This window comes from Roseomonas sp. AR75, assembly GCF_005222815.1.
In the GTDB taxonomy this organism is placed as follows: Bacteria; Pseudomonadota; Alphaproteobacteria; order Acetobacterales; family Acetobacteraceae; genus Falsiroseomonas.
On the sequence record NZ_STGB01000001.1, the window covers coordinates 841,264 to 868,170 of the forward strand.

The 26,907-nt window shown below is 69.8% G+C and carries 25 protein-coding genes; 6 read left to right on the forward strand and 19 right to left on the reverse strand.

Annotated elements, in window-relative coordinates; all coding sequences use genetic code 11:
• Positions 1 to 79 precede the first annotated feature (79 nt).
• A complete protein-coding gene (locus E4T13_RS03890; protein WP_137176901.1) occupies positions 80 to 3,364 on the reverse strand; it encodes a zinc-dependent metalloprotease family protein in 3,285 nt (1,094 codons plus the stop codon).
• Positions 3,365 to 3,647: 283 nt separating this feature from the next.
• Here E4T13_RS03890 and E4T13_RS03895 point away from each other — a divergent pair, with 283 nt between their 5' ends.
• The 3 genes from E4T13_RS03895 to E4T13_RS03905 all read left to right on the forward strand — a co-directional run bounded on the left by E4T13_RS03895 (position 3,648) and on the right by E4T13_RS03905 (position 6,150).
• Positions 3,648 to 4,274: an HAD hydrolase-like protein gene (locus E4T13_RS03895; protein ID WP_137176902.1), complete on the forward strand. Its 627-nt coding sequence runs from the start codon at positions 3,648 to 3,650 to the stop codon at positions 4,272 to 4,274.
• 65 nt (positions 4,275 to 4,339) lie between these two features.
• Complete coding sequence (locus tag E4T13_RS03900; protein WP_137176903.1) at positions 4,340 to 5,386, forward strand: Ldh family oxidoreductase; 1,047 nt, start codon at positions 4,340 to 4,342, stop codon at positions 5,384 to 5,386.
• A gap of 11 nt (positions 5,387 to 5,397) precedes the next feature.
• A complete protein-coding gene (locus E4T13_RS03905) occupies positions 5,398 to 6,150 on the forward strand; it encodes an MBL fold metallo-hydrolase (protein WP_137176904.1) in 753 nt (250 codons plus the stop codon).
• On the opposite strand, the gene E4T13_RS03910 is transcribed toward E4T13_RS03905, so the two are convergent.
• The 9 genes from E4T13_RS03910 to E4T13_RS03950 form a co-directional block, all read right to left on the reverse strand.
• A complete protein-coding gene (locus tag E4T13_RS03910; protein ID WP_137176905.1) occupies positions 6,143 to 6,976 on the reverse strand; it encodes an NAD(P)-dependent oxidoreductase in 834 nt (277 codons plus the stop codon). The genes E4T13_RS03905 and E4T13_RS03910 overlap by 8 nt on opposite strands.
• Positions 6,969 to 7,949, reverse strand: a complete 981-nt coding sequence (locus tag E4T13_RS03915) for a tripartite tricarboxylate transporter substrate binding protein (RefSeq protein WP_137176906.1) — start codon at positions 7,947 to 7,949, stop codon at positions 6,969 to 6,971. Before E4T13_RS03915 ends, E4T13_RS03910 begins: the two co-directional genes overlap by 8 nt.
• A 32-nt stretch (positions 7,950 to 7,981) precedes the next feature.
• Positions 7,982 to 9,013, reverse strand: coding sequence for an Ldh family oxidoreductase (locus E4T13_RS03920; RefSeq protein WP_137176907.1), 1,032 nt, complete (start codon positions 9,011 to 9,013; stop codon positions 7,982 to 7,984).
• A 112-nt stretch (positions 9,014 to 9,125) separates the two neighbouring features.
• Positions 9,126 to 10,229, reverse strand: a complete 1,104-nt coding sequence (locus tag E4T13_RS03925; protein ID WP_137176908.1) for a 4-oxalomesaconate tautomerase — start codon at positions 10,227 to 10,229, stop codon at positions 9,126 to 9,128.
• 10 nt (positions 10,230 to 10,239) lie between these two features.
• Positions 10,240 to 12,204 (reverse strand): tripartite tricarboxylate transporter permease, encoded by a 1,965-nt coding sequence (locus E4T13_RS03930; protein WP_137176909.1) that lies wholly within the window; start codon positions 12,202 to 12,204, stop codon positions 10,240 to 10,242.
• 36 nt (positions 12,205 to 12,240) lie between these two features.
• Positions 12,241 to 13,323 carry a tripartite tricarboxylate transporter substrate binding protein gene (locus E4T13_RS03935; protein ID WP_137176910.1) on the reverse strand — a complete coding sequence of 361 codons (1,083 nt, stop codon included), beginning with the start codon at positions 13,321 to 13,323 and terminating at the stop codon, positions 12,241 to 12,243.
• A gap of 52 nt (positions 13,324 to 13,375) precedes the next feature.
• The gene (locus E4T13_RS03940) at positions 13,376 to 14,488 is read right to left on the reverse strand and encodes a tripartite tricarboxylate transporter substrate binding protein (protein WP_137176911.1); all 1,113 of its coding nucleotides are present in this window, start codon (positions 14,486 to 14,488) and stop codon (positions 13,376 to 13,378) included.
• Positions 14,489 to 14,548: 60 nt separating this feature from the next.
• A complete protein-coding gene (locus tag E4T13_RS03945) occupies positions 14,549 to 15,463 on the reverse strand; it encodes an alpha/beta fold hydrolase (RefSeq protein WP_137176912.1) in 915 nt (304 codons plus the stop codon).
• Complete coding sequence (locus E4T13_RS03950) at positions 15,460 to 16,170, reverse strand: GntR family transcriptional regulator (protein ID WP_137176913.1); 711 nt, start codon at positions 16,168 to 16,170, stop codon at positions 15,460 to 15,462. The genes E4T13_RS03945 and E4T13_RS03950 overlap by 4 nt, the downstream gene beginning before the upstream one ends.
• Positions 16,171 to 16,228: 58 nt before the next feature.
• Between E4T13_RS03950 and tcuA the strand changes: the two genes are divergently transcribed.
• From tcuA to E4T13_RS03965, 3 genes are all read left to right on the forward strand, one after another.
• Positions 16,229 to 17,626 carry an FAD-dependent tricarballylate dehydrogenase TcuA gene (gene tcuA / locus E4T13_RS03955; RefSeq protein ID WP_137176914.1) on the forward strand — a complete coding sequence of 466 codons (1,398 nt, stop codon included), beginning with the start codon at positions 16,229 to 16,231 and terminating at the stop codon, positions 17,624 to 17,626.
• Positions 17,613 to 18,749: a tricarballylate utilization 4Fe-4S protein TcuB gene (tcuB, locus tag E4T13_RS03960; RefSeq protein WP_240790977.1), complete on the forward strand. Its 1,137-nt coding sequence runs from the start codon at positions 17,613 to 17,615 to the stop codon at positions 18,747 to 18,749. Before tcuA ends, tcuB begins: the two co-directional genes overlap by 14 nt.
• 117 nt (positions 18,750 to 18,866) lie before the next feature.
• On the forward strand, positions 18,867 to 19,277 hold the full coding sequence (locus E4T13_RS03965; protein WP_137176915.1) for a PaaI family thioesterase: 411 nt from the start codon (positions 18,867 to 18,869) through the stop codon (positions 19,275 to 19,277).
• 11 nt (positions 19,278 to 19,288) lie between these two features.
• On the opposite strand, the gene E4T13_RS03970 is transcribed toward E4T13_RS03965, so the two are convergent.
• The 9 genes from E4T13_RS03970 to E4T13_RS04010 all read right to left on the reverse strand — a co-directional run bounded on the left by E4T13_RS03970 (position 19,289) and on the right by E4T13_RS04010 (position 26,905).
• Positions 19,289 to 20,281, reverse strand: a complete 993-nt coding sequence (locus tag E4T13_RS03970) for a D-2-hydroxyacid dehydrogenase (RefSeq protein WP_137176916.1) — start codon at positions 20,279 to 20,281, stop codon at positions 19,289 to 19,291.
• Between the two features lie 5 nt (positions 20,282 to 20,286).
• Positions 20,287 to 21,327, reverse strand: a complete 1,041-nt coding sequence (locus E4T13_RS03975; protein ID WP_240790978.1) for a membrane dipeptidase — start codon at positions 21,325 to 21,327, stop codon at positions 20,287 to 20,289.
• Complete coding sequence (locus E4T13_RS03980; protein WP_137176917.1) at positions 21,327 to 21,932, reverse strand: 2-hydroxychromene-2-carboxylate isomerase; 606 nt, start codon at positions 21,930 to 21,932, stop codon at positions 21,327 to 21,329. Before E4T13_RS03980 ends, E4T13_RS03975 begins: the two co-directional genes overlap by 1 nt.
• Positions 21,919 to 23,421 carry an FAD-dependent oxidoreductase gene (locus tag E4T13_RS03985; protein WP_137176918.1) on the reverse strand — a complete coding sequence of 501 codons (1,503 nt, stop codon included), beginning with the start codon at positions 23,419 to 23,421 and terminating at the stop codon, positions 21,919 to 21,921. The genes E4T13_RS03980 and E4T13_RS03985 overlap by 14 nt, the downstream gene beginning before the upstream one ends.
• A gap of 52 nt (positions 23,422 to 23,473) precedes the next feature.
• On the reverse strand, positions 23,474 to 23,995 hold the full coding sequence (locus E4T13_RS03990) for a redoxin domain-containing protein (RefSeq protein WP_137176919.1): 522 nt from the start codon (positions 23,993 to 23,995) through the stop codon (positions 23,474 to 23,476).
• Between the two features lie 16 nt (positions 23,996 to 24,011).
• Complete coding sequence (locus tag E4T13_RS03995; RefSeq protein WP_137176920.1) at positions 24,012 to 24,701, reverse strand: glutathione S-transferase family protein; 690 nt, start codon at positions 24,699 to 24,701, stop codon at positions 24,012 to 24,014.
• Between the two features lie 3 nt (positions 24,702 to 24,704).
• Entirely contained in the window at positions 24,705 to 25,418 is a 714-nt protein-coding gene (locus E4T13_RS04000; protein ID WP_137176921.1) for a glutathione binding-like protein, read from the reverse strand.
• Entirely contained in the window at positions 25,415 to 26,014 is a 600-nt protein-coding gene (locus E4T13_RS04005) for a TetR/AcrR family transcriptional regulator (protein WP_137176922.1), read from the reverse strand. Before E4T13_RS04005 ends, E4T13_RS04000 begins: the two co-directional genes overlap by 4 nt.
• Before the next feature lie 75 nt (positions 26,015 to 26,089).
• Positions 26,090 to 26,905, reverse strand: coding sequence for a phosphate/phosphite/phosphonate ABC transporter substrate-binding protein (locus E4T13_RS04010; RefSeq protein WP_137176923.1), 816 nt, complete (start codon positions 26,903 to 26,905; stop codon positions 26,090 to 26,092).
• Positions 26,906 to 26,907 lie beyond the last annotated feature (2 nt).

The window sequence follows — 26,907 nt, forward strand, 5'->3', positions numbered from 1 at the left end:
GCGCTGCGTCTTGCCTCGCCGCCGAAACGCGAACGGGCGGCCGCCGTGGCGACCGCCCGCTGCACGTCTTGCTGCGGGGTCAGGCGAAGATCTGGTCGGCAGCGGAGGAGACGGTGATCAGGTCCACCGAGATGATGTCGGCCGTGGTGTCGCTGCGCACCGTATCGACCAGCCGGACCCAGAGGTTGCTGCCGACGCCGGTCGCCAGGTAGTCGCCGTTCCAGTTCAGGCTGCCGGCGGTCGCCCCGGCGAAGGTCTTCCAGCTGGCCGCATCGTCGGTGGAGTATTCGAGGCGGAACAGCTCGTTCGCCGACCATGCATCGACCTGGACCAGCTTGTCCCCGGCCTGCAGCCCGGTGAACTCCCAGCGGATATCGGTGCCGGCCTTTCCGTCCGCGAACACGCTCTCGCGCCAGCTTGTGGCCTTCCCGTCATCCGCCGCCTGGTTCGCGATGGACTGGCCAGAGACCCCGCCCCTACTCGCATAGGTGCCGAACACCTTGCCGGCGCCGGTGGCGGAGACGTCGTCATCGGCCGTGGTCACGGACAGGCTGCGCGTCTCCATGCCGGCGGCGCTGAACTGCAGCGTGTAGGACGCGTCGCCATCCACGTTGCGGTCCTCGACGCCGGTGACGCCGAGATTGGCGCTCCAGTTGTTCGCCGCATTCAGCAGGAGCTGCGTCGCGGTGAGCGTGCCCTCGTCGCTGTCCAGCCCGCTGATCGTGACGAGCACGTCGCCGGTCGCGCCGGTGGCGCTGACCCGAACCGTGCCGGTGCTGCCTTCCGCGGTGACAAGCGTGGCGCGGTCGAGCGTCAGCGCCGCGACACCGGTTCCGCCGCCGCCGGAGCCGCCGGTGTCGCCACCGCCCCCGCTGTCGCCGGTGCCGCCATCTCCGCTGTCGCCACCGCCGCCGCTGTCGCCGGTGCCGCCATCGTCGGAGGTCGCCACCTTGTCGGAGACGGTGAGCAGGTCGACCGAGATGATGTCGGCGACGGTGTCGGTCCGCACCGTGTCCACCAGCCGCACCCAGAGGTTGGTGCCGACGCCGGTGGCGACGAAATCGCCGCTCCAGGCCAGCGCGCCGGTCGTGGCGCCGGCGAACAGCTTCCAGGTCGCGCCGTCGTCGGTGGAGTATTCCACGCGGAACAGCTCGGCCGACGACCAGGCATCGACCTGCACCACCTTGTCGCCGGCCGTCAGGCCGGTGAATTCCCACCGGATATCAGTGCCCGCCGTGCCGTTCGAGAAGATGCCCTCACGCCAGCTCGTCACCTTGCCGTCGTCGGCGGCCTGGTTGGCGATGGACTGGCCGGAGACGCCGCCACGGGTGGCATAGGTGCCGAACACCTTGCCGGCGCCAGTGGCGCTGTCGTCGTCATCGGCGTTGGTGATGCTGACGGTCTGGGATCCGAAGCCGCTCGCGGTCATCTGCAGGCTGTAGGTGGCGTCGCCATCGGCGTCGCGATCATTGATGCCGCTGACGCCGATCTCCGCCGTCCAGTTGTTCGCCGCGCTCAGGACGATCTGGGAGGCCGTGAGCAGCTTGCCCTCGGAGAGGTTGAGCCCGTCGATGGACACCGTGACATCCCCGGTGGCGCCCAGCGCGCGCAGCGTGAAGGTCTCGGTCGTGCCTTCCAGCGTGGTGATGCTGGTGCGGTCCACGCTCAGCGACTTGGTGCCGGTGCCACCCGTGCCGCCGGTGCCATCGGTGCCGCCGCCGGTCAGGTCCCCGGTGCCGGTTCCGGTGCCGGTATCCGTGCCGCCGTCGGAGCCGCCGTTGTCCGTCGTCGTGTCCGCGACGCTGTAGGTGCCGCGGATCATGTACTGGCCCAGCGAGCCGTATTCGGTGTAGCCGGTCGGCGTCGCCGCGGTCGGGTCGCCGACGCCGACGCCATCGAGCGCCAGGTAGTAGGTGCCGGCCGCGAGCCCGGAGAGCTTCACCGCGCCGTCGATCTTGCTCGCCTCGTTCCAGACATAGACCTGCTGAAAGGCCGCATTGTACAGCGTCAGCTTCACGTCCAGCATGCTGAAGGGCGAGGCGGTGTAGACTGGCGTGTTCGAGCCGGAGACATAGGCGCGGGTATAGGCCGAGACCGTCAGGTCGATGGCGCCGTTGGCGCCGACCGTGAAGGAGAACATGTCGATGTCGTTCTGCGCGCCGGAGCCGGAGATGACGCCGAAGGTCTCCACCGTCGCGATGCCGCCCGCCACCGTGCCGCCGAGCGCGGCCGCGCTGGAGAAGCTGTTGCCGTAATCGTCCGTGCGGTAGTTCACGCCGACATTGCGCGAGGTGATGATCGAGAGATCGTCCTGCGTGTTGCTGGCGCCGGTGTACTCGCCCTTGCTCCACTGCACGATGTTGGCGTTGTAGCCGACGCCGAGGATGGGCGCCCAATCCGTCGCGCCGCTGCCATGGCCATAATAGTACTCGGTGCTGCCCTTGCCGTCGTGGTCGAGGCCGAGCGAATGGCCGACCTCATGCGCGATCGCGTCGGAGATCGACTTCACGTTGTCGCCGAGGCGGTTGGAATAGACGAAGACGGGCGTGTCCACGCTCCAGACGAAGCTGCCCTTGTAGGCGATGCCGCCGAAGTTCTTGCCGCCCTCGTCGGTGACGACGACGCGAATGCCATAGGCGTCGTCGGAGCCGCCGGTGTAGGTCAGCGCCGCGGTGCCGGGATCCTTGGTGGTGACATTGATGTTGAAGGGGGAGAAATACTCGGCCACGCGCGCCCAGATCTGCTGGATACGCAGGAGCTCCGCGGAATTGAAGCTCTCGGAGGTATCGGTGGAGAATGCGGTGGAATAGAAGCTCGACTGGCCCCAGTAGGAGTTCCAGGTCGTGCCGGTCGTCGTGAAGCCATCGAAGTCGAGATAGACGGTGAGCTTGGAGGTCGGCAGGCTCGAAAGCTTGAAGGTGTTGCCGTAGGAGACGCCGACGCCGTTGGTCGGCACCGAACCCTGCGTCACCGTGCTGTCGATGACCGCCGCATCAGGCGCCGTGGTGCCGAGTTCCTCCTCGCCGACCGCGCCTTCGATGGAGGGCATGCCGCAGGCGCCGCAGGCGCATCCCATGGTGTGCAAGGGCGCTTCCGACAGGACCACCGCATCGGCGACGAAGCCCGAGGTTGCGCCGGAGGCGCTGCCGCCGGCCGTGCCGGCGCCTTCGAACAGGGCCGCAAGGTCGTCGGTCTCGGTCTCCACGGGCGGCGGCGTCACGCCGGCGGCCTCTGGCTCGCTGCTCTCCGTTTCAGGAAGGGTCTTTCCGGCGGTGAAGGAAGTGAGCAGGCTGGACGGCTCCGACTGCGCCTCCTCATCGGCCAGATCCCACGAATTCTGGCCAAGGACTCCGGGCTGCTGCATTGATCAGATCCCCTGAAACGACCTTGATGCGACGGTCACTATCAATTGGTCGTTAGAAAGGGGTGAAGAGCGTGTGCTCGTCAACCATGAGTGGTAGTCTTTAACCAATAACCAACACATTGGAACAAATGACCGTTTGTATGGATACTTCTTTAACGGGCGTGTTTCTTGCGATCATTGCAAAGAAATATTAGCGAATGAAGCGAATGCCCCTGCCCCTTCCTCACCTCCGCTGACAGCGGCAGACATTGCAAGACTCATTTAGACAGCAGAGGCCCTTGCCGTGCCGCCGCGCCTTGTTCTCCTCGATTTCGACGGCACCCTCGCCGACAGCTGGCCCTGGCTCCTCGACGCCCTGGCCGGGGTTGCAGCGCGCTTCGACCTGGCCCGCCCGACGCCCGTGGAGGTCGAGGCGCTGCGCGGCGAGGATGCCGCGACGGTGCTCCGCCGCCTGGGAGTGCCGCGCTGGCGGCTGCCCGCCATCGCCGTGCATCTGCGCCGGCTGGCGCGCGAAGCCCCTCCCCCGCCCCTGTTCCCTGGGGTGCCGGAGATGCTGGAGCGGCTCGCCGTATCCGGCATCGTCCTTGGCATCGCCAGCTCCAACAGCGCGGCGCAGATCCGCCGCACGCTGGGCCCCGCGCTCGTCGCCCGGATCGGCCATGTCGCGGCGGAGGCCAGCCTGTTCGGCAAGGCCGCGCGGTTCCGGCGCATCCTGCGCAAGGCGCGCGTACCTCCCTCGCAGGCGCTGGCGATCGGCGACGAGTTGCGCGACATCGCCGCGGCCCGCGCCGTCGGCGTCGCCGCGGGCGCGGTGGCCTGGGGCTATGCGCATCCCACAAGGCTGAAGGCCGAGCGGCCGGATGCCTTCTTTGAGACGCCGGGGCAGATCGCGGCCTTCTGCGGCGCATAGCGCCCTGCGGGCTTGCGCCGCCTGGTCGTGCGTGGCCCCCTGCGCGCCGAAGGAGACGCCATACGATGGTGCAGGTCCGGGCCGACGCGCTGCGCGGCCATGTCGCAGCGCTGTTCGCCGCCGCCGGGGTGCCGCAGGAGGACGCCGCGCTGGTCGCGGATACGCTGGTCCGGGCCGATCTGTGGGGCCATTCCTCGCATGGCGTGATGCGCGCGCCTTGGTATCTGGACCGCCTGCGGACGGGCGTGATGACACCGGTGACGGCGCCCGAGACGGTCGTGGATGCAGGCGCGATCTGCGTGATCGACGGGCGCGACGGCGTCGGCCAGGTGATCGCGCATCGCGCGATGACGGACGCGATACGCCGCGCGCGACAGCATGGCGTCGGCATCATCTCCGTGCGCTTGTCGAACCACCATGGCGCGCTGGGCTATTTCACGCGCATGGCCGCCGAGCAGGGCTGCATCGGCTTCCTCGCCGCCAATGGAAGCCCGGCCATGGCGCCCTGGGGCGGGCGGAAGCAGATGATCGGTACCAATCCCTGGTCGATCGCGGCGCCGGCCGGCCGCCATGCGCCGATGATGCTCGACATCGCCAACACCGTCGTCGCGCGCGGCAAGATCTTCCTGGCGCGTCAGAAAGGGCAGCCCATTCCGCTGGGCTGGGCCATCGATGCCGAGGGGCGGCCGACGACCGACCCGATCGCCGCGCTTTCGGGCGTGATCCTGCCGATGGCCGAGCACAAGGGCTACGCCATCTCCCTGATGATGGACGTGCTCTCCGGCGTGCTGTCGGGCAGCAGCGTTATGACGGAAGTGAACGGCCCCTATGTGGCAGACAAGCGCAGCGGCAGCGGGCATTTCGTGATGGCGCTGGACATCGCGCGCTTCGGCCCGCTCGACGCCTTCGAGCGGCGCATCGAGGGGATGATCGCCGAGATCAAGGCGGTGCCGCGCGCCGAGGGCTTCGACGAGGTGTTCTACCCCGGCGAGATCGAGGCGCGGAACGAGGCGCGGCACTTGCGGGAGGGCCTCGACCTGCCCCGGAAGTCGCTCGACGGCCTGCTGGCGGCCGGCGCCCGCCACGGCGTCGCCGGCCCGGAAAGCTGGTGAGGAACGGCAGCATGGCGGATCACTGGACCGTTGACGTCCTGGTGCAGGGCTACCCCGGGAAGTCCCCCGAACAGGGCGGGCTCGGCTGGAGCACCATCGGCCTGGCGCGCGGACCCGGCGGTCGCATCGCTCTGCTCGATACCGGCCGCGTCGGCGTGCGCAAGCTGCTGCTCGAACGGCTGCATCAGGCCGGCGTCGCGCCGGGCGAGGTCACGGACGTGCTGATCACGCATCTGCACTACGACCACTGCGAGAACTGGCCGATGTTCCCTGCGGCGACGATCCACGCGCCCGGGGCGGAGCTGGACTTCGCGCTCGGCCTGCCGGATGGGTCGCCGATGTGGCCGGAGTTCACGCTGAAGGCGCTGGCCGCCAGCCCGCGGCTGCATCGCCTTTCCGAAGGCCCGACCGGCCTGCCAGGCATCGCCTGCTTCGAGGCGCCGGGCCACTCGCCGCACCACCTGGTCTTCGTGCTGGACGGTGCGCCGCCGGTGATCTTCTCCTCCGACGTCGCGAAGAACCGCGCGGAGCTGGCGACGGGGCGTGCGGATATCAGCATCGATCCGGCGGTCCATGCCGCCTCCATCGCGCGGCTGCTGTCGGAATGGCGCGCGCGTCCCGGCGCGATGCTGCTGGTGGGGCACGACCTGCCGATGCGCCTGGATGCGCAGGGCCGCCCGCAGCCGATGGGCGCGCAGCGCAACCGCATCGAAGCCTGGCTGGGCGACACGCTGGAGGAGGTGACGCGCTTCCCGCTCAGCTGATCCGGTCGGGATCGCCGCGGAAGTCGAGCTCGCAGACGCTGCCGCCATGGAAGCGCGCGGCAACGCTGCCCGGCGGCGGCGCATTGCGCTCAAGCTCTGCCGCGAACTGCTCGGCATCGTCCTGCGGGACGAATCCGATCCGCGCGCGCGCCGCTTCGTCGCCGCCCCATTTCGCGCGGGTGTTGGCGGAGACGCCGTAAAGCACAAGGAAGTGGAAATCCGGCGCCTCGACGCAGCGGCGCGCGAGCTGCGCCATGTCGCGATGGCTGATCCAGCCGCCGAGCTCGCGCGCATTGCCGGGCTTCGCGCGGAAGGCGCCGATGCGCAGGCAGGCGACCTGCATGCCGTATTTGTCCGCATGCAACCGGCCCAGCGCCTCCCCCCACACCTTGCTCGCGCCGTAGAGGCCGGAGGGGCGCGGGCGTTCCTCGGTGCCGACAGGCCGGTCGGCGGGGTGGAAGCCGATGGTGTGGTTGCTGCTGGCGAAGATGAGGCGCGTCACGCCGGCCTCGCGCGCCGCGGCGAAGACCGTGTGCGCGCCGATGACGTTGGCGTGCAGGATCTCCTCCGGCGTGCCGCCGGTCTCGCGCGGGATGCCCGCGAGGTGGATGACGCAATCGACGCCCTCCATCGCGGCGCGCGCGACCTCCGGCAGGGCGATGTCGCCCTGCATCGCTTCCTCGCCCGGCGCGACATCCGCGACGGGGCGGATGTCGTGCAGGCGGATCGAGGTCGCGGCGCCGCGCAGCGCCGGGCGCAGCACGCTGCCGATCTCGCCGGCCGCCCCGGTCAGGAGCAGCCGGCGCCAGGTCCGTGCGTCAGGCATCGATGCGGATATTGGCCACGCGCACGATCTCGCCGAACTTCTCCGCCTCGGCGGCCACGAAGGCGCGGGATTCCGCGAGGCTCATGGACTGCACCAGCAGGCCCTGGCTCTCGAAGCGCTGGCGCAGCGCGGGCTCCTTCAGCGCATTGCTGACCACGGCGTGCAGCCGCTCCATCACGCCTTCCGGTGTCTGCGCGGGCGCATAGACGCCGAAGAAGTTCACCAGCTCGTACTGCGACAGCGGCGGGTATTCCGCCACCGCCGGCACGTCGGGCAGCGCGGGCATGCGGTCCTTCGAGGTGACGGCGATCGCGCGGATCTGCCCGCCCTGGATCAGCGGCAGGCCGGAGGCAAGGCTGTTGTAGCCGAACTGCACGACCCCCGCGGCGATGTCGGTCACCGCTGGCGCGCTGCCGCGATAGGGCACATGCACGGTGCGGATGCCCGCCATGTGGTTCAGCAGCTCGCCCGAGAGATGCTGCGGGTTGCCGATGCCGGAGGAGGAGTAGCTCAGCGCGCCCGGATGCGCCTTCGCGTATTCAACGAGGCCGGCGATGTCGCGGAAGGGCGCGTTCGGATTGGCCATCACCACGTTCGGCACCTTCACCACGATCATCACCGGGCGCAGGTCGTTGACGGGGTGATAGGTCATCTTGTCGCGGAACAGGTGGTGGTTCACCGCCGTCTCGCCGGCGCCGCCGAGCATCAGCGTGTAGCCATCGGCCGGTGCGCGTGCGAGCGCCTGTGCCGCGACCATGCCGGAGGCGCCGCTGCGATTCTCCACCACGACGGGCTGGCCGAGCGCGGCGCGCATCGGGTCGGCGAGCAGACGTGCCGAGATGTCCTGCCCGCCGCCGGCGGCATAGGGCACGAGGAAGCGGATCTCGCGGTTGGGATAGGTGCCCTGGGCCAGCGAGGGTCGCGCAAGCGCAACCAGCGGAAGCCCGGCCAGGGCGGCGCGGCGCGTGAGCATGGTCGTTCTCCTCCGTGTCTGTTGCGAGGAGACTAGACCGTGCCGGCGATCTCCTCCACCCGCCGCAGATCCGCGGCCGAGACCCGCACGCCCTCGCGTCGCGCGCGATGGAAGGACTCCATCTCGCGCTCGCCCGGCAGCATCACCGGGCGCGCGGGATCGGCGGGCGGGGTGGCATGGATGATTGCCGCGAAATCCGCCATGCGCGCGGCCATCTGCGCGGCGTCGCCGAGCTTCGTCGTGTCGAGCGCGATGAAGACATGGCCGAGGTCCTGCGCGACGCCCGGCTCCTTGTCCCAGGCGCGCACGTGCGTGAGGTAAGCGGCGCCGGAGAGCAGGCCGGCCAGCAGGTCCACCATCACCGCCAGGCCATAACCCTTGTGGCCGCCGACTGGCAGCAGGAAGCCCTTGAGCGCAGCCGCGGCATCCGTCGTGGGGCGGCCTTCCGCGTCGGCGGCCCAGCCTTCGGGCAGGGGCTCGCCGCGCGCGGCGTGCTCGCGGATCTTGGCGCGGGCGGCGACGGAGAGCGCCATGTCCAGGATCACGGGGTCGCCGCCGGGATTCGGGACGCCGATGCCCATCGGATTGTTGCCGAGGCGCGTGTCCTTGCCGCCCCAGGGCGCGATGGTGGTGCTCGCGTTGCTGGCGATGATGCTGGCGCAGCCCTGCTCCGCCGCCAGGAAGGCATAGGGCATGATCGGCCCGAAATGGTTGCTGCCACGCACGAGGGCGGCGCCGATGCCGGCGGCGCGTGCGCCCTCCAGCGCAGCGTCGAGACCGCGCATGCCGACCAGCGGGCCGATGCCGTTGCGGCCATGTACGATGGCGAGCGCGGGCGCCACGCGCTCCACCTGCACCACCGCCTGCGGATCGATGCCGCCGAGAGGCACGCGCCCGAGATATTGCGGGATACGGCTGATGCCGTGGGTGCGCAGGCCGAACAGGTCGGCCAGCACCAGAATGCGCGCGGCCTCCGCGGCTTCCTCGGCGCGCATGCCGCCACGGGTGAGCGCTGCAGTCGCGAGGTCGAGGAGCTTGTCCTCGGCAATGGATGCTTCGGTCATCGCGGCGTGCCGCGCCGGAGCGTGCGCGGCCCCCACCCGGCCTCGCGGCGCTCGGCCACCCTCCCCCGCGCGCGGGAGAGGGAGCGTTGGCGCGATCGCCAGACGACCGGGGTCACTTCCCCGCCCAGACGCGGCCTGGAACGAAAACCTCGCCCTTCATCAGCAGGCGTGCGGTGCGCAGCGTGCCGCCGGCGGCGATGGTGGGCTGGCCGGCGGAATCCTTCGCCAGGGTGATCACCGCTTCCATCGTGCCGGTGGGATGCTCGATCACCACCTCCTCGCGCATCGCGTCCGTCACGCGCGCCAGACCCGCGGCGACGGTGCCCGGCAGCTTGCAGGCGGAGGCGATGCAGATGCCACCGGTCACCGCCATCGCCTCGTGGCAGGCCAGCGGCGTGAAGTAGCGGGCGAGCACCGAACCGCCCGGCGTCGCGGGCTCCGCCACCATCGCGAATTTCGGGATCACGCGGCCCTCGGCGTCGCCCATGCCCATCGCGAGGGACGCCGCGCGGCGGATCACCTCGATGCGCGCCATGAAATCCTTGTCGGCGTCGAGCTCCTTCGCCGTCTCGCGCCCGGTCTTGCCCAGGTCCTTCGCGCGCGCGATCACCACGGGCATGCAGACATCGAGGCAGGTGACGTCCACGCCCTCGATGCGGTCGAGCGCATTGCCCGTGGGCATCAGCTTGCCCGTCGCGCCGCCCACGGCATCGGCGAAGTTCAGCAGGATCGGCGCGGCGGTGCCGGGCACGCCGGCGATCGCGGTGTCGCCGTCGTAGCGCACGCGCCGGCCGGGGGTCTGCACAACCGCCTCGATCAGCGCGCCGGTGTTCACGGCGCGGATCATGACCTTCGTCTCGCCATCCTCGGCGGGAACGAGGCCGCTCTCGATCGCGAAGGGGCCGACGCCGGCCAGCATGTTACCGCAGGTCGGACCCCAATCCACGAAGGCGCGGTCCACCGCGGGCTGTGCGAAGAGGTAGTCGATCTGCTGCGGCTGGCCGGGCTCGGCCTTCGAGATGATGACGACCTTGGTGGTCAGCGTCGTCGCGCCGCCGATTCCGTCGATCTGCCGCGCATCCGGGGAGCCGACGGCGGCCAGGATCACCTGCCCCATCGTCTCCCGGTCCTCGGGCAGGTCGGACTTGAGGAAATACGGCCCGCGGCTGGTGCCGCCGCGCATGAAGGTGCAGGGGATCGCGGTCTGGAGCGTCATCGCGGGACTCTCAGCGGAAGGGCCAGGGCAGGTCGTAGAGATCCTGCAGCAGGCCGCCGGGGAAGACGAGGTTGAGCGACGAGGCGAGGATCAGGATGAAGCCGCACGCCGCCACCGTCAGCAGCAGCGTCTGCACCCAGCCGCAGCGCGCGACAACCCGGAGAAAGGCAAGGAAGAACAGCGCCAGCGCCGCGAAGAAGCCGACCAGCAGCGTCAACCCGAGGAAGCCGAGCGCCCAGATCACGAAGCGCCAGGGACCGCCATCGGTCGCATGCGCCTCCTGGTCGAAATTGGTGGTGCCCGCAGCCTTCGCGCCGCGCGCCTGCATGACCAGCACATAGATGACGGAAAGGCCGCCGATCACGCCGACCACCACGGGCATCAGCGCCGCCAGGTAGGAGTTCTTCAGACCCTCCACCATCACGAAGCCGAACAGCGCGAGAAGGACGACGGAGAACAGGATCTGCGGCATCAGCGCCGTGGCGCGGGATTCCTCGATCGACCCCTCGGTGTTCAGCGCCGCCTTGCTGCGGCGCAGACCCGCCCACAGGGAGAGGACCGTCAGCGCCAGGATGATCAGCGCCACCGGCCGGGTCAGGAACTCGAGACCGGAGAACTGCACGGCCTGGTAGAGGTAACGCTCGGCGCCGAGCGACAGCACGAAGCCGATCAGGAAGGCCGGGCGCGACCAGCCGAAGCGCCGCATGAACAGGCCGAGGATGCCCACCGCGAACAGCGCGATCATGTCGTAGACGCTGCGCGTCGCCTGGAAGGCGGCGAAGCTGATGATCATGATCATGAAGGGCGCGATCAGCGGATAGCGGATCGTCGTCAGCTTCGCGATGCCCGGCGCCAGCAGCACGCACATCAGCGTGCCGGCGAAATTGGCGATCGCGAGCGACCAGATGATGATGTAGGTGACGTCGAGGTTGCGGTCCGCCATGGCCGGGCCGGGCTGCAGCCCGATCAGGATCATGCCCGCCAGGAAGATCGCCATCGACCCCGAGCCGGGGATGCCGAACAGCAGCGTCGGCAGCAGCGCGCCGCCCTGTGTGGCGTTGTTCGCGCTCTCCGGCGCGATGACACCGCGGATGTCGCCCTTGCCGAAGTTGCGCGTGTCCTTGCAGGTCTGCATCGCATGGCTGTACGCGATCCAGTCCACCACCGACCCGCCGATGCCGGGGATCGCGCCGATCAGCGCGCCGATCCCGGAGCAGCGCAGGACCAGCCAGGGATTCCGGAACACGTCGCGCACGCCCTGCAGCCAGCCCGTGCCCATCGGGTTGTGCTCGGCGATGGCGCCGCCGCTGCGCAGCAGATTGAACAGTTCCGGCAGCGCGAAGATGCCGAGGCCGACGATCACCAGCGGCAGTCCGTCGCTGAGGTACAGCGTGTCGAAATCCATCCGGTACTCGCCGGTGGCGGGCGCCGCCCCGATCATGCCGAAGGCGAGGCCCAGACAGGCCGACGCGACGCCCTTCGCCAGGTTGCCGCCGGACAGGGCCGCCACCGTTGAAAGCCCGAACAGCGTCAGCATGAACAGCTCGGCCGAGCCGAACAGCAGAATGATCGGCCGCGCCGCCATGACCGAGAAGGTCAGCACCACAGCGCCGAAGAAGCCGCCGATCATCGAGGCCGTGAAGGCAGCCGACAGCGCCCGCGCGCCCTGGCCCTGGCGCGCCAGCGGAAAGCCATCCAGCACCGTCGCCTGCGAGGCGGATGAGCCGGGGATGCCCATCAGCACCGAGGAGAAGGTGTCCGATGTCGGGATCACCGCGATCAGGCCGATCAGCATGGCGAGCGCCGAGGTCGGATCCATGCCGTAGATGAAGGGCAGCAGCAGCGACAGCCCGGCGATGCCGCCGAGCCCCGGCAGCACGCCGATCACCAGGCCGACGCTGACGCCAAGCATCATGAACAAGAGACGCTCGACCGTCAGCAGTTCGAGCAGCGCGCCGAGGATGATGTCCATCATGGCGATAGCCTTTCCGCCGGCGCGCGGCGCGTGACGTCAGAAGCGGACGTTGTGGTTCGCTGTCAGGAACTGCCGCACCCAGGCGCGCGCCTCCGGCGAGATCGTCGTCGCGGTGGTGTAGAGCCGGTCCGCCGCCGGCCCGACCGCCTGCTTGTAGTCGCCGAGGATGTCACCGCGCTTGGCGATCAGCTCGGGATCCGCGACCGCGTCCGCGAACGCCTTGCGGAAGGCGGCGACGATCGGCGCTGGCGTCTCCTTCGGCAGGACAGCGGGCTTCTGGCCGGCGAAGGCGGAAACCGCACAGGCGAGATAGGCGTCGTATTCCGCGCCGGAGGGCTCCTTGCCCATCATGCCGCGATAGACTTCCTCGAAGGTCGGGATCTCCGGGAAGGAGGGATCGCGCACGATCTTCCCGTCGTCGTCCTGGACGCCATAGGAGAACAGCGGCACCGCCGTGCCGGCCTGCACCATCGGCACCACCTGGGTCAGCCAGGCCGGCGTGGTCTGGTGGTCGATCGAGGCATCGCCGCGCTCCACCGCCAGCCGCGCATCGCCACGCCCGCGCATGCCGAAGACGTATCGCACCTTCAACCCGAGCATGTGCAGGGCGAGGATCGGCACCACATCGAGACCCGTCGCGCCCTGGCTCGGGAAGACCAGTTCCTTGTCCTTGAGCTGGGCGATCTGGTCCCCGCGGCTGATGCCGGTGCGGGACGACACATAGACCACGCCGCCGGTCGGCGAGACGATCAGCGGCACCCATTTCGCGTAGTCGTAGCGAACCCGGCGGTCGCCCAGCAGGAAGGGCAGCTGCGTGGAGGCGGAGGAGCCGAAGAAGCTCGACCCGTCGGGCCGCGCCCGCTGGGCGAAGTCGTTCGCACCGGTGATGGAGCCGCCGCCGGGGATGTTGCGGATGATGACCGTCGGCTGGCCCGGCAGGTATTTCGAGACGAAGGGCGCAAGGAAGCGGGCCCATACATCGCTGCCGCCGGCCTCGGCGAAGGGAATGACGAATTCGATGGTGCGGCCGGCGAAGCTGACCTGGGCCTGCGCCCGGCCCGGCAGGGTCGCGGCGGCCGTGGCGGCGCCGAGCAGGGCGCGCCTTCCGATGACGGTCATCGATGTTCTCCCTGTCGTGGTGGCCGCCGGCGCGTCGCCGGCGGCCCGAGCGTCAGAAGCGCACGTTGTGGTTGCTGCTGAGGTAGCCGCGTACCCACTCGCGCGCCGCCGGATCGATGGTGGTTGCCACCTCGAACAGCTTCTGGATGTTGTCGCCGACCGCCTGCTTGTAGTCGCCGAGGATCTCGCCCTTCTTGGCCTGCAGGTCGGGATCGGCCACGGCTTCGGCGAAGGCGCGGCGATAGGCGGCGATGATGGCCGCATCGGTGCCGCGCGGCAGCATGGCCGGCTTCTGCGCCGCGAAGCCCGAGCCGAAGAAGGCCATGTAGGCGTTGAACTCCACGCCCGAGGGCTTGCGACCATGCATCATCTCGAAGGCTTCGACGAAATGCGGCAGCTCCGGGAAAGTCGGGTCGCGCGCCACGTTGCCCTCGTCGTCCAGCACGCCCCAGGAGAACATCGGCACGGCGTTCCCGGCCTCGATCATCGGGCGTACCTGCGTCAGGTAGGCCGAGGAGGTCTGGTAGTCGATCGTCGCCTCGCCGCGCTCCAGCGCAAGCCGGCCCTCGCCGCGACCGCGCATGCCGAAGACATGGCGCACCTTCAGGCCCATCAGGTGGAAGGCGAGCATCGGCACGAGGTCCAGCGAGGTCGCGCCCTGGCTGCCATAGACCAGTTCCTGATCCTTCAGCCTGCCGAGCTGGCTGGCATTGGCGACATTGAAGCGGGCCGGCAGGTAGACCACGCCCCCGGTCGGCGAAACCAGCACGGGCGGCATGTTGGCGTAGTCGTAACGCACGCGACGGTCGCCCAGCAGGAACGGGAACTGGGTGGAGCCGGAGGTCCCGATGAAGCTGGACCCGTCGTTGCGCGCGCGCTGATAGAAATCGTTGGTGCCGGTAATGGAGCCACCCCCCGGCACGTTGCGCACGATCACGGTCGGCCGACCCGGCAGGTATTTTGCCAGGTAGGGCGCCATGAAGCGGGCCCAGACGTCGCTGCCGCCGCCCTCCGCGAAGGGGATCACCCATTCAATGGTCTTGCCCGCGAAGGTGGTCTGCGCGCGAACGGCGCCGGCCGGCAGCAGCGTGGCCACGCCGAGCGCCGCGGCCCCCTGGAGCAGCCGTCGCCGCCCGGGCCCGCGGGCCTCCGTCTCGATGCCCATTATTGATCCTCCCGTATCACGTTTCGCCTCGTGTCGCATGGCGCCACGCCTCGGGCGCTGTCAAGCCGCCTCCGCGCCAAAGAACCGCAGGAACCAGGCCAGGGTCTCCTCCGGGGCGTGTTCGGGCACGTAGTGGCCACAGGCCAGGCGGTCGCCGCGCAGGTCGGGGGCGTAGTCCCGCCAGACCGCGGTGACGTCGTCGAAGACCTCCCCGGTGTGGCTGCCGCCGCCGAACAGCACCAGGGTGGGGCAGGTCACCCGCTTGCCGGCGTCGAAATCCGCCGCGTCCATCGCCCGGTCCACCGTGGCGGCCGCACGATAGTCGGCGCAGGAAGCGCGGATGGTCTTGGGCGTGAAGCAGCGGACATATTCCTCGAAGGCGCGCGGGTCGAAGATCGAGAGGCCGATGCCCTTCTTGCCGATCTTGCGCTCCATGTACCAGCGCGCCGGCACGCTCTCCATCATGCGCTCCGGCAGGTCGTTCTCCTGCGGCATGAAGACCCAGTGCCAGGACTTCATGGCCCATTCGGCCGAGGCATTCCGCCAGACATGCAGGGTCGGCAGGATGTCGAGCAGGGCCAGGCGCAGCACGCGGTCGGGGTGGTCGAGTGCCATGCGGTGCGCGGTGCGGGCGCCGCGGTCGTGCCCGGCCACGAAGAAGCTCTCATGCCCCAGGGCGCGCATCACCTCCACCTGGTCCTCGGCCATGGCGCGAAAGCTGTAATTGGCGGCGAGGCCCGGATCGGGCCCGGTGCTGTCGCCATAGCCGCGCAGATCGGCGGCGACGACATGGAAGCGCTCGGCCAGGCGCGGCGCGATGCGGTGCCAGCAGACATGGGTCTGCGGATTGCCGTGCAGCAGCAGCAGCGGCGGCCCCTCCCCCGCATGGCGCAGATGGATGCGCGCGCCGCCGGAGGTCTCGATATCGCGCGCGGCGAAGCCCGGCAGCAGGCCGTGGTCCGGTGGTGGCGTCATGTCGTCTCCCCTTGCCTCCGTGCCGCCGGCGCGGCGACGGGCAGGCCCGGCGCGCGGACAAGCCAGGCGAGCCGGTGCCGCTGCGCCGCCCGCGCATGGGCGCGCGCCGCCTCCTCCGCCGCGTGGCCGTCGCGCCGGCGCAGCGCGGCGAGGATCGCCACGTGCTCGGCATGCGCCTGCGCGGCGCGACCGCCAAGGGTCAGCAGCGTCGGCAGCAGCGCGATGGTGGCGGAGATCTGCTCCAGGCTGCGCAGCAGATAGCGGTTGTGCGCGGCGAGGTAGAGCATGCCGTGGATGCGCTGATTCAGGGCGGAGAGCGCGGCGGCGTCGTCCAGCACGGGCGGTTCGGCCTCGATCAGCTCGGCCATGGCGTCGAATTCGGTGTCTGTGGCGTGCTGGGCGGCGAGGCGGGCGGCGGCGCCTTCGAGGATCTCGCGCATCACGTAAAGCTCGATCACCTGCTGGTGGTCCGGGCGGGTGACCGTCAGGCCGCGACGGGGGTCGCGGGTCAGCAGCCCCTCCGCTTCCAGCCGCGCGATCGCCTGCCGCACGGGGGTGCGGGAGACGCCGAAGCGGGTGGCGAGGTCATTCTCCGTGAGCCGCAGGCCGGGCACGAGCAGCCCCTCGCGGATCGCGTCGCGGATGCGGTCATAGGCTTCCTGGCCGAGATCCCGAGGGACGGGCGGCGGCGGTGCGGGCAGGTCCATGGCTATGGACATCATGGGATACCGCGGGATACAAAGCCAGGGATTTCGCGGGGGACCCATGCCCGACTTCACCCGGACCTACGACGTCCTGGTCGCCGGCGGCGGCAATGCGGCGCTTTGCGCGGCCATCGAGGCACGGCGCGCCGGCGCTTCCGTCATCCTGGCGGAGCACGCCCCGGTGCCGATGCGCGGCGGCAATTCCCGCCACACCCGCAACCTTCGCGCGCTGCATCCGGCACCGACGGATGTACAGATCGAGAGCTACCTGGAAGAGGAATACTGGGACGACCTGCTGCGGGTGACCGGCGGCAAGACTGACGAGCACCTGGCGCGCATGTGCATCCGCGCCTCCCAGCACGCGCCGAAATTCCTGGCTTCCTGCGGCGTGACGTTCCAGCCCTCGCTTTCCGGCACGCTATCGCTGTCACGCACCAACGCCTTCTTCCTCGGCGGCGGCAAGGCGCTGCTGAACGCGCTGTACCGCACGGCGGAGAAGCTCGGCATCACCGTGCTGTACGACACCGAAGTGCAGCATGTTGAAGCGAAGGACGGCTTCGCGACCGAGGCCGTCATCTCCCACCGCGGCTTCCCCGAGCGCATCCGCTTCCGCGCCTTCGTCGCGGCCTGCGGCGGCTTTCAGGCCAACCGCAACTGGCTGCGCGAATACTGGGGCGACGCGGCGGACGAGTTCCAGATCCGCGGCACGACCTATGCCCAGGGTACCATCCTGAAGGACCTGCTCGCGCAGGGCGTGCAGCAGGTGGGCGATCCCACGCAATTCCACGCCGTCGCCAACGATGCCCGCGCGCCGATGGAGGATGGCGGGCTGGCCATGCGGCTGGACTGCATCCCCTTCGCCATCGCCGTGAACCGCAATGTCGAGCGCTTCTATGACGAGGGCGAGGATGTCTGGCCGAAGCGCTACGCCATCTGGGGCCGGCTGATCGCGCAGCAGCCGGGGCAATGCGCCTTCGCCATCACCGACAGCCAGGCGGAGTTCGACTACCTGCCGAGCGTCTTCCCGCCCTACAAGGCGAACACCATCGCGGAGGTGGCGGCGATGGCGGGCATCGACGGCGCGAAGCTGGAGCGCGTGGTCGCGGAATACAACGCCGCGGTCCGGCCCGGCACCTTCCGCCCCATGGTGCCCGACGACTGCCGCACCGAGGGGCTGACCCCGCCGAAGAGCCACTGGGCGCGGCGCATCGAGAAGCCGCCCTTCATCCTGCATCCGCTGCGCACCGGCATCACCTTCACCTTCCTCAGCGTGAAGGTGAACGATCGCGCGCGCATCCTGATGGAGGACGGCAAGCCCTCGGCCAACATGTTCGCATCCGGCGAGATCATGTCCGGCAACATCCTCGGCCAGGGCTACCTGGCCGGCTTCGGGATGACGCTCGGCACGGTGTTCGGCCGCATCGCCGGCGAGGAGGCCGCGCGCCATGTCCGCAACTGAGCAGACCGCGCCCGCGCCGAGCGAGGCGATGCAGAGCGCCTGGAGGCAGATGCAGGTGTGCAACGCCTGCCGCTACTGCGAGAGCTACTGCGCGGTGTTCCCCGCCATGGCGATGCGCCGCAGTTTCAGCGAGGGCGACCTGACGCACCTGGCCAATCTCTGCCATGGCTGCAAGGGCTGCTACCACGCCTGCCAATACGCGCCGCCGCATGCCTTCGACATCAACATCCCCGCCACCTTCGCGGAGATCCGGCAGGAGAGCTACGCCGCCCATGCCTGGCCCGCGCCGATGGGCCGGCTGTTCGAGCGCAACGGCACCATCGTCTCGCTGGCCGCGGCGCTGATCGTGACGCTGGTGCTGCTGATGACGGTCGCCGTGAAGGACCCCGCGGTGCTCTACACCGCGCAGACCGGACAGGGCGCCTTTTTCCGCATCATCCCGCTCTGGCTGATCAACCTGCTGGCGGGCGCGACCTTCGGCTATGCGATACTGGCCATGACCATGGGCGGCATCCGCTACTGGCGCGGCACCGCCGGCGGCGCCGGGGCTGTGCCGGTCACGGCCGCACGCGATGCCGCGGTCGACATCCTGACGCTGCGCAACCTCGGTGGTGGCGGGCATGGCTGCAACGACCTGGACGACAGCTTCGCCATGCATCGGCGCTGGCTGCATCAGGCGATGTTCTACGGCTTCTTCCTGTGCTTCGCCGCCACCTGCACCGGCGCCGTCTATCACCACGTGTTCGGCTGGCGCTCCCCGCATGCCTTCCTCAGCCTGCCGGTGCAGCTTGGCACCTGGGGCGGCGTGCTGCTGTGCATCGGCACGGCCGGGCTGATCTGGGTGAAGATCGTGACCGATCCCGTGCCGGTCTCGCGCCGCGTCCTGGGCGGCGACTACGCGATGCTGGTGCTGTTGTTTCTGGTGGGCGCCACCGGACTGCTGCTGCTGGCGCTGCGCCACACCGGCGCGATGGGCCTGCTGCTCGCGCTGCATTTCGGCCTGGTGCTCGCGCTGTTCATCGCCCTGCCCTACAGCAAGATGGTGCACGGGGTGTATCGCGGCCTCGCCCTGCTGCGCCATGCGCGTGAGCGCCGCAGCGCCTTGCGTTCGGCGGCTGCGTAAAGACCGACTTCGCCATCTGGACGAGTTGCCCGCGACTTGCGCAATCATGGATCGCTTGCGGTCGATGGCGGCGTATGATGCTGTCCGGGCTGCGCAAGGACTGCGCTGAGGTGCCGTATGCCGTTCGATCCTGCGGCGATGGGGTGGAAACCCTTCGACGACCCTGCCCTGCCACGGGTGATGCTGCGGCATTGGGAACGCGATGAAGGCGAAGGATTCGCCTATGGATTCGAGACCGACACCACCCAGGCGAACGGTCTCGGAGTGGTGCATGGCGGGATCCTCGCGACCTACATAGACCACACGATGGGCCGCGTTGCGCGGCGCGCGGCGGGCGAGGTGCCGGTCGCGACCATTCAGCTCGACCTCCACTACCTCGCCCCGGCCCGGCCTGGACACTTCATCGAGGCGCGCGGCATCGTCGTGCGGCGGACCATGTCGGTGATCTTCCTGCGCGGCGCGCTGACGTCGCAGGGCACTGACGTGCTCTCCGCCAGCGGGATCTGGAAGATCCTCGGCCGGCCCTGAGCCTTGGCGCGTCAGTAGCCCCGCGCCGGGTCCACCCGGTTCGGCGCGGGCTTGCCGGCGCGCAGGGCCAACAGGTTCTGGAACAGGATGTCGAGGGTGCGGTCGTTGTAGGTCTGCGGATCGTCCGAGGAGACATGCGGGACGACCATCATGCCCGCCGTGCGCCACAGGCGGTGCCCTGCGGGCAGCGGCTCCGGCACCGCGACGTCGGTGACCGCGCCGTCCAGCGCACCGGCCTCCAGCGCGTCGCACACCGCGTCCTGGTCCCACACCGCGCCGCGCGCCATGTTCACGAGCTTGGCGCCCTGCGGCAGCAGGCCGATGCGCCGCCGGTCCATCAGCCCCTGCGTCGCGGGCGTCAGTGGGCAGGCCAGCAGCAGGAACTCGGCCCGCGGCAGCACCGCATCCAGCGACGCCGTCGCATGCACTTCGTCGCAGTCGGGGTGCGGCGCTGGGGTGGTGCGCACGCCGATCACCCGCATGCCGAATTCGCGCGCCCGCCGCGCCGCCGCAGCGCCCATCGTGCCAAGTCCGACCACGCACACCGTGCGCCCCGCCAGGACGGAACCGAACAGCGACTCCCACCTCTCCGCGCGCTGGTTGCTCGCGATACGCGGCATGCGGCTCGCCAGCATCAGCAGAGCCATGATCGCGAACTCGCCCGCCTTCGCCGCGTGCGTACCGCGGTTGTTGAGCAGCAGCACCTCCGGCGGCAGCCAGTCGAAAGGCGCCAGGCGATCGAGCCCTGCCGAGGTGCAGGCAATGACCTTGAGCTTCGGCGCGAGCGCCGGCAGCGCGCCGGGCTGGAAGCGCGCCTTCACCACCTTGGTGAAGGTCAGCAGCACCTCCGCATCGCGCATCGCCAATGCGAAACCGGCGTCGTCATCCGCAAAGGAGACTTCGAGGCCGGTCAGGTCCGGCGCGCGCGCCCGGGCCGCGGCGACCTGCGCCGGCGTGACGGCGAAAAGGGACTCTTCCGCGTAGTTCTGCACGTGCAGGCGCATCCGGTTCAGCCTTTCGTCGCCATCGGCGCACCCCAGACGCGCTCCAGCAGGCGAAGCCAGTTGCCGCCCAGCAGCTTCACGATGGTCGCCTCGCCCCAGCCTCGCCGCAGCATCGCCGCGGTGATGTGCGGGATGTCGTTGATGCGCTGGATGCCGCGGGGCTTGCTGATCTTCGCCGTCGCGAATTCCGTCAGGTTGCGCGCGTAGCCCTTGTCGCGGCTGGCGTATATCTGGTACGGCCCGGGCCGCGCATGGTCCAGGCTGAAGTCGCAGCCGAGGCCAACGTTGTCCTCGCCCACCAGCGCGATCACATGCGCCATGGCGTCGATGTAGTCCTCCACCGTCGCGTCGTTGCCGGCGCGCAGGCCCGGCGCGAACAGGCTGATGCCGATGATCCCGCCACGCTCCGCGCAGGCCGCCAGCAGCGCATCGGTCTTGTTGCGCGGCACGTCGTGCATCGCCCGCGGCAGGACATGGGAGATGCAGACCGGCTGTCTGGACCAGGCGATGGCGTCGAAGCTGGTCTTCTCGCCGACATGGCTGAGGTCGCAGAGCACGCCGACGCGGTTCATCTCGTGCACCACCTCGCGCCCGAAGCCGGTCAGGCCGGAATCCGTCAGCTCCAGGTAGCCCGCGCCCGAATAGTTCTGCGTGTTGTAGGTGAGCTGCATGATGTTGACGCCGAGATCCTTAAAGACCTCGACGTCCTGCAGCCGGTCCTCGATGGGCGAGGTGTTCTGCCAGCCGATGCTGATGCCGGTGCGCCCTTCCCGCTTCGCCGCATGGATGTCGGCCACGGTGCGGACCGGGCGTAGCAGGTCGGCGTTCTCCTCCAGCATGCGCTTCCAGGCGACGACATTGTCGAGCCCGCCGCGCAGATCCTCCCACAAGACGGAAGCCGCGTTGACGGCGGTGACGCCACCGGCGCGCATCTCCTCGAAGATGGTGCGGCTCCAGTTGCAGGTGGAGAGCCCGTCGAAGACCATTGCGCGCGCATGCAGCGCGGCGGCGCGGGCCATCAGCTCCGGATCCTCATGCGCCAGCATCAGGAGGCCGCCTTCGCCAGCGCGCGGTCGACGAAATCCAGCCGGTCCTGACCCCAGAACAGCGCGTCGTTCACGATATAGGTCGGCGTGCCGAAGATGCCGCGCTGCTCCGCTTCCGCCAGGTTGGCGTGCCATTGCGCGACGTGGCGCGGCAGGGCGGGATCGCGCACCAACGCCGCACCCGCCTCGCCCACCGTCGCGCGCGCCAGGTCCTGCAACGTCGGCACATCGGCGATGTCGCGCTCCTCCGCCCACAGCGCGCGCTGCACGGCGAAGGTGAAGGCCTGCGCGTCCAGCCCCGCCTCCTGCACCGCGATCACCGCCTGCGCCGCCGTCTCGATGGTGCGGCAGGGATAGAAGCGCGGCGCCAGGTTCAGGGGCATGCGCAGATGCTCGCGCCAGCGCGCAAGTTCCAGCGCGTGGTAGTCCTGGCGCGGCTGCGCGCGGGTGCGCAGGGGTATGCCGCCATTCGCCTCGATCACGCGGATCGGCCGCAGCACCACCTTCGCGCCGTGCCGCGCCGCGATCTCCCCCACGCGCGGCGCGCCGAAATAGGCCCAAGGGGAGGAGATGCCGTAGAACACCAGAAGCTCAGGCTGCGGCATCGTTGTCCTCTCCCACCGGGCCTTCCCAGGGCTGCCATTCGTCGCCCAGCAGTTCCGGCGTGTCATAGGCGTCGAAGGCGGCGAGGACCTTGCTGCGATCCTCGACGAACAGGCTCCGTGCGATCGCCTCGGTCAGCCGGCGCGCGGCGTCGGTGACGGAGGGAATGCCGCTGGTGACCTTGCCGTGGCTCAGCACGGCGGGGAAGGCGAAGCAGAAGATCCGGTCCAGCCCCGGGCAGACGCCGGGGACGCGTTCCTGCAACTCGAAGCCGGGGCCGAGATCGGGATGGGCGGCGAGGCCCGCATCCTCGAGGCCGTGCGGCGGCGCGTACACATCCGACCAGCGGCGGATATGCGGGGCGATGGCCGCGAGTTCCGGCCGCTTCTCCGGCGCGATCTCGAAGCCGGTCGCCAGGATCAGGAAGTCGAGGCGCAGCACGCCGCGCGGCGTCACCACGCGCAGCGCACCGCCCTGCTCCTCCGCCGCCAGGATCGGGCAGCCGAACAGGAAGCGCGCATTCGGATGGCGAGAAACGCGCAGCACGGACGACCGCGGCGCCGGCAGCTGCGCCTGGTTGCCCGCGTGGAACATCGCCCATTTCGCCTCGCGCGGCAGGCCGGGATAGCCGAGCGCCATGCCGCGGCTGCCGATCCCCGTGAACTTGTCCACACGCGGCATCTCCGCGCGGCGGATGATCAGGTCGACGGACGCCGCGCCCGCTTCCAGCGCGGAGGCAGCATTGTCCATCGCCGATGCGCCGGCACCGACCACACCGACGCGCTTGCCGACCAGCGCGGCCATGTCGATCGGGTCCGAGGAATGCGCCCAGAACTTCCGGCGCAGCTTCGTGACGGCTGGCAGCACGGCCGGCCCGCCGAGGCCATCGATGCCGGTCGCCAGCACCACGCGCCGCGCATGCAGGGTGCGCGTGCCCGCGGCGTCGCGGATGTCGAGCGCGATGGGCGCGCTGGCGTCAGGGCGTATCGCCAGCACCTCGACGCCGTTGCGCACGGGAAGCTGCAGCACGCGGCGGTACCAGACCATGTGGTCCATCCACATTGCGCGGGGGATGCGGATCATCGCCTGCCAGGCCTCGCGGCCGTACTGCGCCTCGAACCAGGCGCGGAACGTCAGCGAGGGCACGCCGAGCGCCGGCCCGGCCGCCTCCTTCGCGGTGCGCAGCGTGTTCATCCGCGCCGTGGTGACCCACGGACCTTCCTGCCCGGCTGGCGCGCGATCCAGCACCGCGATGCGCGTCACGCCGGCCAGGCGCAGCGCCGCGGCGGCGCAGAGGCCGTTCAGCCCGGCGCCGATGATCGCGACATCCAGCAATTCGGCGCCGGCGAAGGCCATTTCCGGCACCCAGGCCTTCGCCGGCAGGTTCAGGAAGGCAAGATCCTCGGCGAGCCGCGCTTCCAGGGCACGCAGCCGCACCTCCGCATCGGGAAGCGGCCGAAAATCCTGCAGGCTGGGGCCGGCTTGGGGCATCGCGCGACCCTAGCCGTGGTGCTGCGACGCAACAACCATGCGCGCGGCAGGATCAGACAAGGGTTCCGCGGATCGGGTAGCCAACCTCCTGGATGCGCCGCACGCCGCGGAGAATGGCGGCCAGGTCGGGCCGCGCCCAGGGCGCGTTGGAGATGTCCACCACCTGCAGCAGGCTATCCGGGTTGATCAGGAACAGGCCGGGCTCGGCGAAGGGACGATCCGTCTCCTGCGCCGAGCGCGGGCTTGAGACATAGAGACCGAGTTCGCGCATCTGCGGCACGGACAGGTCATGCCCGATGGGAAATCGCCAGCCGAATTCCGCGCGGTCGGCCTCCGCCTTCTCCGCCGGGTCGGCGGAGATCGCCATCACCTGCACGCCAGCTTCGGCGAACTCATCGAGCAGCTTGTCGAGGCTCGTCAGGTACGGCTTGCACAGTGGACAATGCTTGCCGCGATAGACGACCAGCAGCCGCCAGACCTGCATCGCGCCCGGGGCGATCTCGCCGCCGCCAAGGCGCGGCGCCCTGATCTCCGGGAAGCGGCTGCCTGCCGCCAGCTTCATCGCCTGATTCATTCGATCGGCCCTCCGCCTATGCCCCGAAGCACGGGGCCTGGCGCGCCATCCCGCCATGCAGGTCGAGCATCCGCTCGCGCCAGTCGGAGACGGGATCGTCCGGCTCCAGAAGCCGCAGAGGGCTGACGCTGCGCGCCCACATGAAGCTGCCGAAGACGATCATGTCGGCGTAGTCCGGCGCATCCCCGCCGAAGAAGGGCTGCGCGCGCAGCATCATGCGCACCGGCTGCAGGCTGGCGCGAAAGGCCGGCAGGCGTTCCTCGCGGTCCGCCGTCACCGCCTCCAGCGTCATGCCGAAGCGCTTCTCGCGGCTCTCCACGAAGTAGGCGCGCTCCTTTTCGCCAAGCAGCGCGGGGATGTCGGAGACGACCAGCCGGCCGATCCCGGCCTGAACGATCGCGTCGTTCCAGGCGGCAACGAAGATGTAGCTCGCGGGGTGGCCATGCAGCAGGCTCGGCGCGTCCGGGTAGGCGTCGTCGAGGTACTGCGCGATGGCCCAGGAATCCGCGACCGTGCGATCCCCGTCCACCAGCACCGGCACCTTGTCGTGCTTGGCGAAGGCGAGGCGGTCGGTCTCGGTGAAGCGCCAGGGCACGCTCTCGAAGTCCAGCCCCTTATGCGCGAGCGCCATGCGCGCCCGCCAGCAATAGGGGCTGAAGATGCGTGCGGGATCCCAGCCGCAGAGCTCATAGAGGGTGCGCGCCATGGCTCAACGCCCCCCCTGCACGACAGCGGCGGTCTGGCCGAACAACACCGAGGCGGAGGCCGCGTTCACCGTCGGCGTGCTGTTCACCTCGGCCGCGCGCGCATAGGCGCGCTGGGTCGCCGGGCGTTCGCGGATCGCCTCGAACCAGCGCTGCAGATGCGGGAAGTCCGCAAGCTTCTGACCCTGCCGCTCATGCGGCACGATCCAGGGATAGGACGCCATGTCGGCGATGGAATACGCATCGCCCGCCAGGAAGGCGCGATCCGCCAGGCGACGGTTCATCACGCCGTAGAGGCGGTTCGTCTCCTTCACGTAGCGCTCGATCGCGTAGGGCAGCTTCTCCGGCGCGTATTGCGAGAAATGGTGGTTCTGCCCGGCCATCGGCCCAAGCCCGCCCATCTGCCAGAACAGCCATTGCAGCACCTCCGCCCGCGGGCGGATCTCGGACGCCGGTGGGATGAAGCGCCCGATCTTGTCGCCGAGGTAGAGCAGGATCGCGCCGCTCTCGAACAGCGATACCGGGGCGCCGCCATCGGCCGGCGCGTGATCGACGATGGCGGGGATGCGGTTGTTCGGCGCGATCGACAGGAAGTCCGGCTTGAACTGGTCTCCCTTGGAGATGTTGACGGGGATGATGCGGTAATCGAGGCCGGCCTCCTCGAGGAACATCGTCACCTTGTGGCCGTTCGGCGTCGTCCAGTAGTGCAGGTCGATCACGCGGTGCGCTCCGTTGCGGGGGGATCGAGCAGGCTGAGTGCCTGGCGGGCGGCGCCGCGCAGCAGCGCCGGTTCGGGATGCGCCCGCGCCAACACGCGCAGGCCCATGATCGTGGTCACCATCAGCCGCGCAACGTCGCGTGCGGGCCGCGAAGGCGCGATGCTGCCCTCGCGCTGGCCGGCGACCATGCAGCGATGGAAGAAGCCCTCGAGCTCGCCGAGCCGCGCCGCGACCACCTCGGCCACCGCCGCGTCATGCGGCGCCACTTCCAGCGCGGTGTTCACCAGCAGGCAGCCCCGCGGGTCCGCAAGGGACCGCGCGACGATCTCCTCCATGAACCGCTCGATCGCCGCGCGCGGTGGCAGGGTGGATTCCAGCCGCCGGATGCGTGCGCGCATGTTGCCGTCGAGGTAGCGGTCCAGGCAGCGGGTGAACAGCGCGTGCTTGTCGCCGAAGGCGTTGTAGAGGCTCGGCGCGTTCAACCCCATCGCCGCGCCGAGATCGCGCACGGAGGTGGCGCCGTAGCCCGCCCGCCAGAAGCAGTCGGTGGCGGCGTCGAGAGCGGTTTCGTCGTCGAAGGCGCGTGGGCGGGCCATTGCAAGCGATGATCTATAGCGACCGCTAAGAAATAGGCGGCTCGCCCGACCTGCGCAATCCCTGGGGCGCGGCGCTCATCCCGGCGTTGCGTAGCCCGCCGATTCCGCTTCGCGCGCCCAATCCAGCGTAACCGCGTAGCGCGCGCGATCCGCCGGCGTGAAGCCGGCAAGCAGCAGGGCGTCCGCATGCCGCGCGAACCAGGAGCGTGTCCGCGCCGCGACGAAGGCCGCGCGCAGTCGCGCCACCGCCTCCGCCGGCATCGCCAGCGAGGCCACGAAGGCGGGCATGGGCGCGAGGTCGGTCGAACCGATCACCCGGATGCCGGCGGTGAGATCGGGGCGCCAACGCGCGATCAGCGCGTGCCAATAGGCATCGAGCGGCCCGACATCGATGCTGCCGTCCAGCACGGAATCGAGGATCCGGCGCGCGGTGACGAGATTGCCGCGCTGTTCGGCGTAAAGCGGTCCGCCCTTCGCGCGGCGGTATGGCAGCAGGTGATGGCGCAGCGCGTTGAAGCCGGACTGCGAATGCGCGACCGTCCAGCCGAGGCGATGGCCGAAACTGTCCTCCAGCACGCGGAACGGCGAGTCCGTGCGCACGATCAGATCGGAGCGATACACGGCCTGCCCCTGCGCCCAGGGCAGGGCCGGGATCGGCGCGGCAATCGGCACCACCTCCGCGAGGCCGAGCGCGATCGGAAAGCCGCACATCTGCACGCAGCCGAGATCGGGCCGGCACCAGAGATCCTCGAGCGGCCGCGGCGCCGGATACGCCTCGTATTCCAGCGGAACCTCGGCCTCGGCGGCGATGTCGGCGATCAGCGCCTGCCACGCGGCCTCGGCCTCGGGCGCGACGGCATACATGCGCGCATTGGCGATGAAGCGCGCCATGG

Excerpts from the sequence above, each read along its gene's own strand:
- E4T13_RS03890 (WP_137176901.1), bottom strand. The coding sequence starts at position 3,364 with ATGCAGCAGCCCGGAGTCCTTGGCCAGAATTCGTGGGATCTGGCCGAT.
- E4T13_RS03900 (WP_137176903.1), top strand. The coding sequence starts at position 4,340 with ATGGTGCAGGTCCGGGCCGACGCGCTGCGCGGCCATGTCGCAGCGCTG.
- E4T13_RS03905 (WP_137176904.1), top strand. The coding sequence starts at position 5,398 with ATGGCGGATCACTGGACCGTTGACGTCCTGGTGCAGGGCTACCCCGGG.
- E4T13_RS03910 (WP_137176905.1), bottom strand. The coding sequence starts at position 6,976 with ATGCCTGACGCACGGACCTGGCGCCGGCTGCTCCTGACCGGGGCGGCC.
- E4T13_RS03915 (WP_137176906.1), bottom strand. The coding sequence starts at position 7,949 with ATGCTCACGCGCCGCGCCGCCCTGGCCGGGCTTCCGCTGGTTGCGCTT.
- E4T13_RS03920 (WP_137176907.1), bottom strand. The coding sequence starts at position 9,013 with ATGACCGAAGCATCCATTGCCGAGGACAAGCTCCTCGACCTCGCGACT.
- E4T13_RS03925 (WP_137176908.1), bottom strand. The coding sequence starts at position 10,229 with ATGACGCTCCAGACCGCGATCCCCTGCACCTTCATGCGCGGCGGCACC.
- E4T13_RS03930 (WP_137176909.1), bottom strand. The coding sequence starts at position 12,204 with ATGATGGACATCATCCTCGGCGCGCTGCTCGAACTGCTGACGGTCGAG.
- E4T13_RS03935 (WP_137176910.1), bottom strand. The coding sequence starts at position 13,323 with ATGACCGTCATCGGAAGGCGCGCCCTGCTCGGCGCCGCCACGGCCGCC.
- E4T13_RS03940 (WP_137176911.1), bottom strand. The coding sequence starts at position 14,488 with ATGGGCATCGAGACGGAGGCCCGCGGGCCCGGGCGGCGACGGCTGCTC.
- E4T13_RS03945 (WP_137176912.1), bottom strand. The coding sequence starts at position 15,463 with ATGACGCCACCACCGGACCACGGCCTGCTGCCGGGCTTCGCCGCGCGC.
- E4T13_RS03950 (WP_137176913.1), bottom strand. The coding sequence starts at position 16,170 with ATGGACCTGCCCGCACCGCCGCCGCCCGTCCCTCGGGATCTCGGCCAG.
- tcuA (WP_137176914.1), top strand. The coding sequence starts at position 16,229 with ATGCCCGACTTCACCCGGACCTACGACGTCCTGGTCGCCGGCGGCGGC.
- tcuB (WP_240790977.1), top strand. The coding sequence starts at position 17,613 with ATGTCCGCAACTGAGCAGACCGCGCCCGCGCCGAGCGAGGCGATGCAG.
- E4T13_RS03965 (WP_137176915.1), top strand. The coding sequence starts at position 18,867 with ATGCCGTTCGATCCTGCGGCGATGGGGTGGAAACCCTTCGACGACCCT.
- E4T13_RS03970 (WP_137176916.1), bottom strand. The coding sequence starts at position 20,281 with ATGCGCCTGCACGTGCAGAACTACGCGGAAGAGTCCCTTTTCGCCGTC.
- E4T13_RS03975 (WP_240790978.1), bottom strand. The coding sequence starts at position 21,327 with ATGCTGGCGCATGAGGATCCGGAGCTGATGGCCCGCGCCGCCGCGCTG.
- E4T13_RS03980 (WP_137176917.1), bottom strand. The coding sequence starts at position 21,932 with ATGCCGCAGCCTGAGCTTCTGGTGTTCTACGGCATCTCCTCCCCTTGG.
- E4T13_RS03985 (WP_137176918.1), bottom strand. The coding sequence starts at position 23,421 with ATGCCCCAAGCCGGCCCCAGCCTGCAGGATTTTCGGCCGCTTCCCGAT.
- E4T13_RS03990 (WP_137176919.1), bottom strand. The coding sequence starts at position 23,995 with ATGAATCAGGCGATGAAGCTGGCGGCAGGCAGCCGCTTCCCGGAGATC.
- E4T13_RS03995 (WP_137176920.1), bottom strand. The coding sequence starts at position 24,701 with ATGGCGCGCACCCTCTATGAGCTCTGCGGCTGGGATCCCGCACGCATC.
- E4T13_RS04005 (WP_137176922.1), bottom strand. The coding sequence starts at position 26,014 with ATGGCCCGCCCACGCGCCTTCGACGACGAAACCGCTCTCGACGCCGCC.
- E4T13_RS04010 (WP_137176923.1), bottom strand. The coding sequence starts at position 26,905 with ATGGCGCGCTTCATCGCCAATGCGCGCATGTATGCCGTCGCGCCCGAG.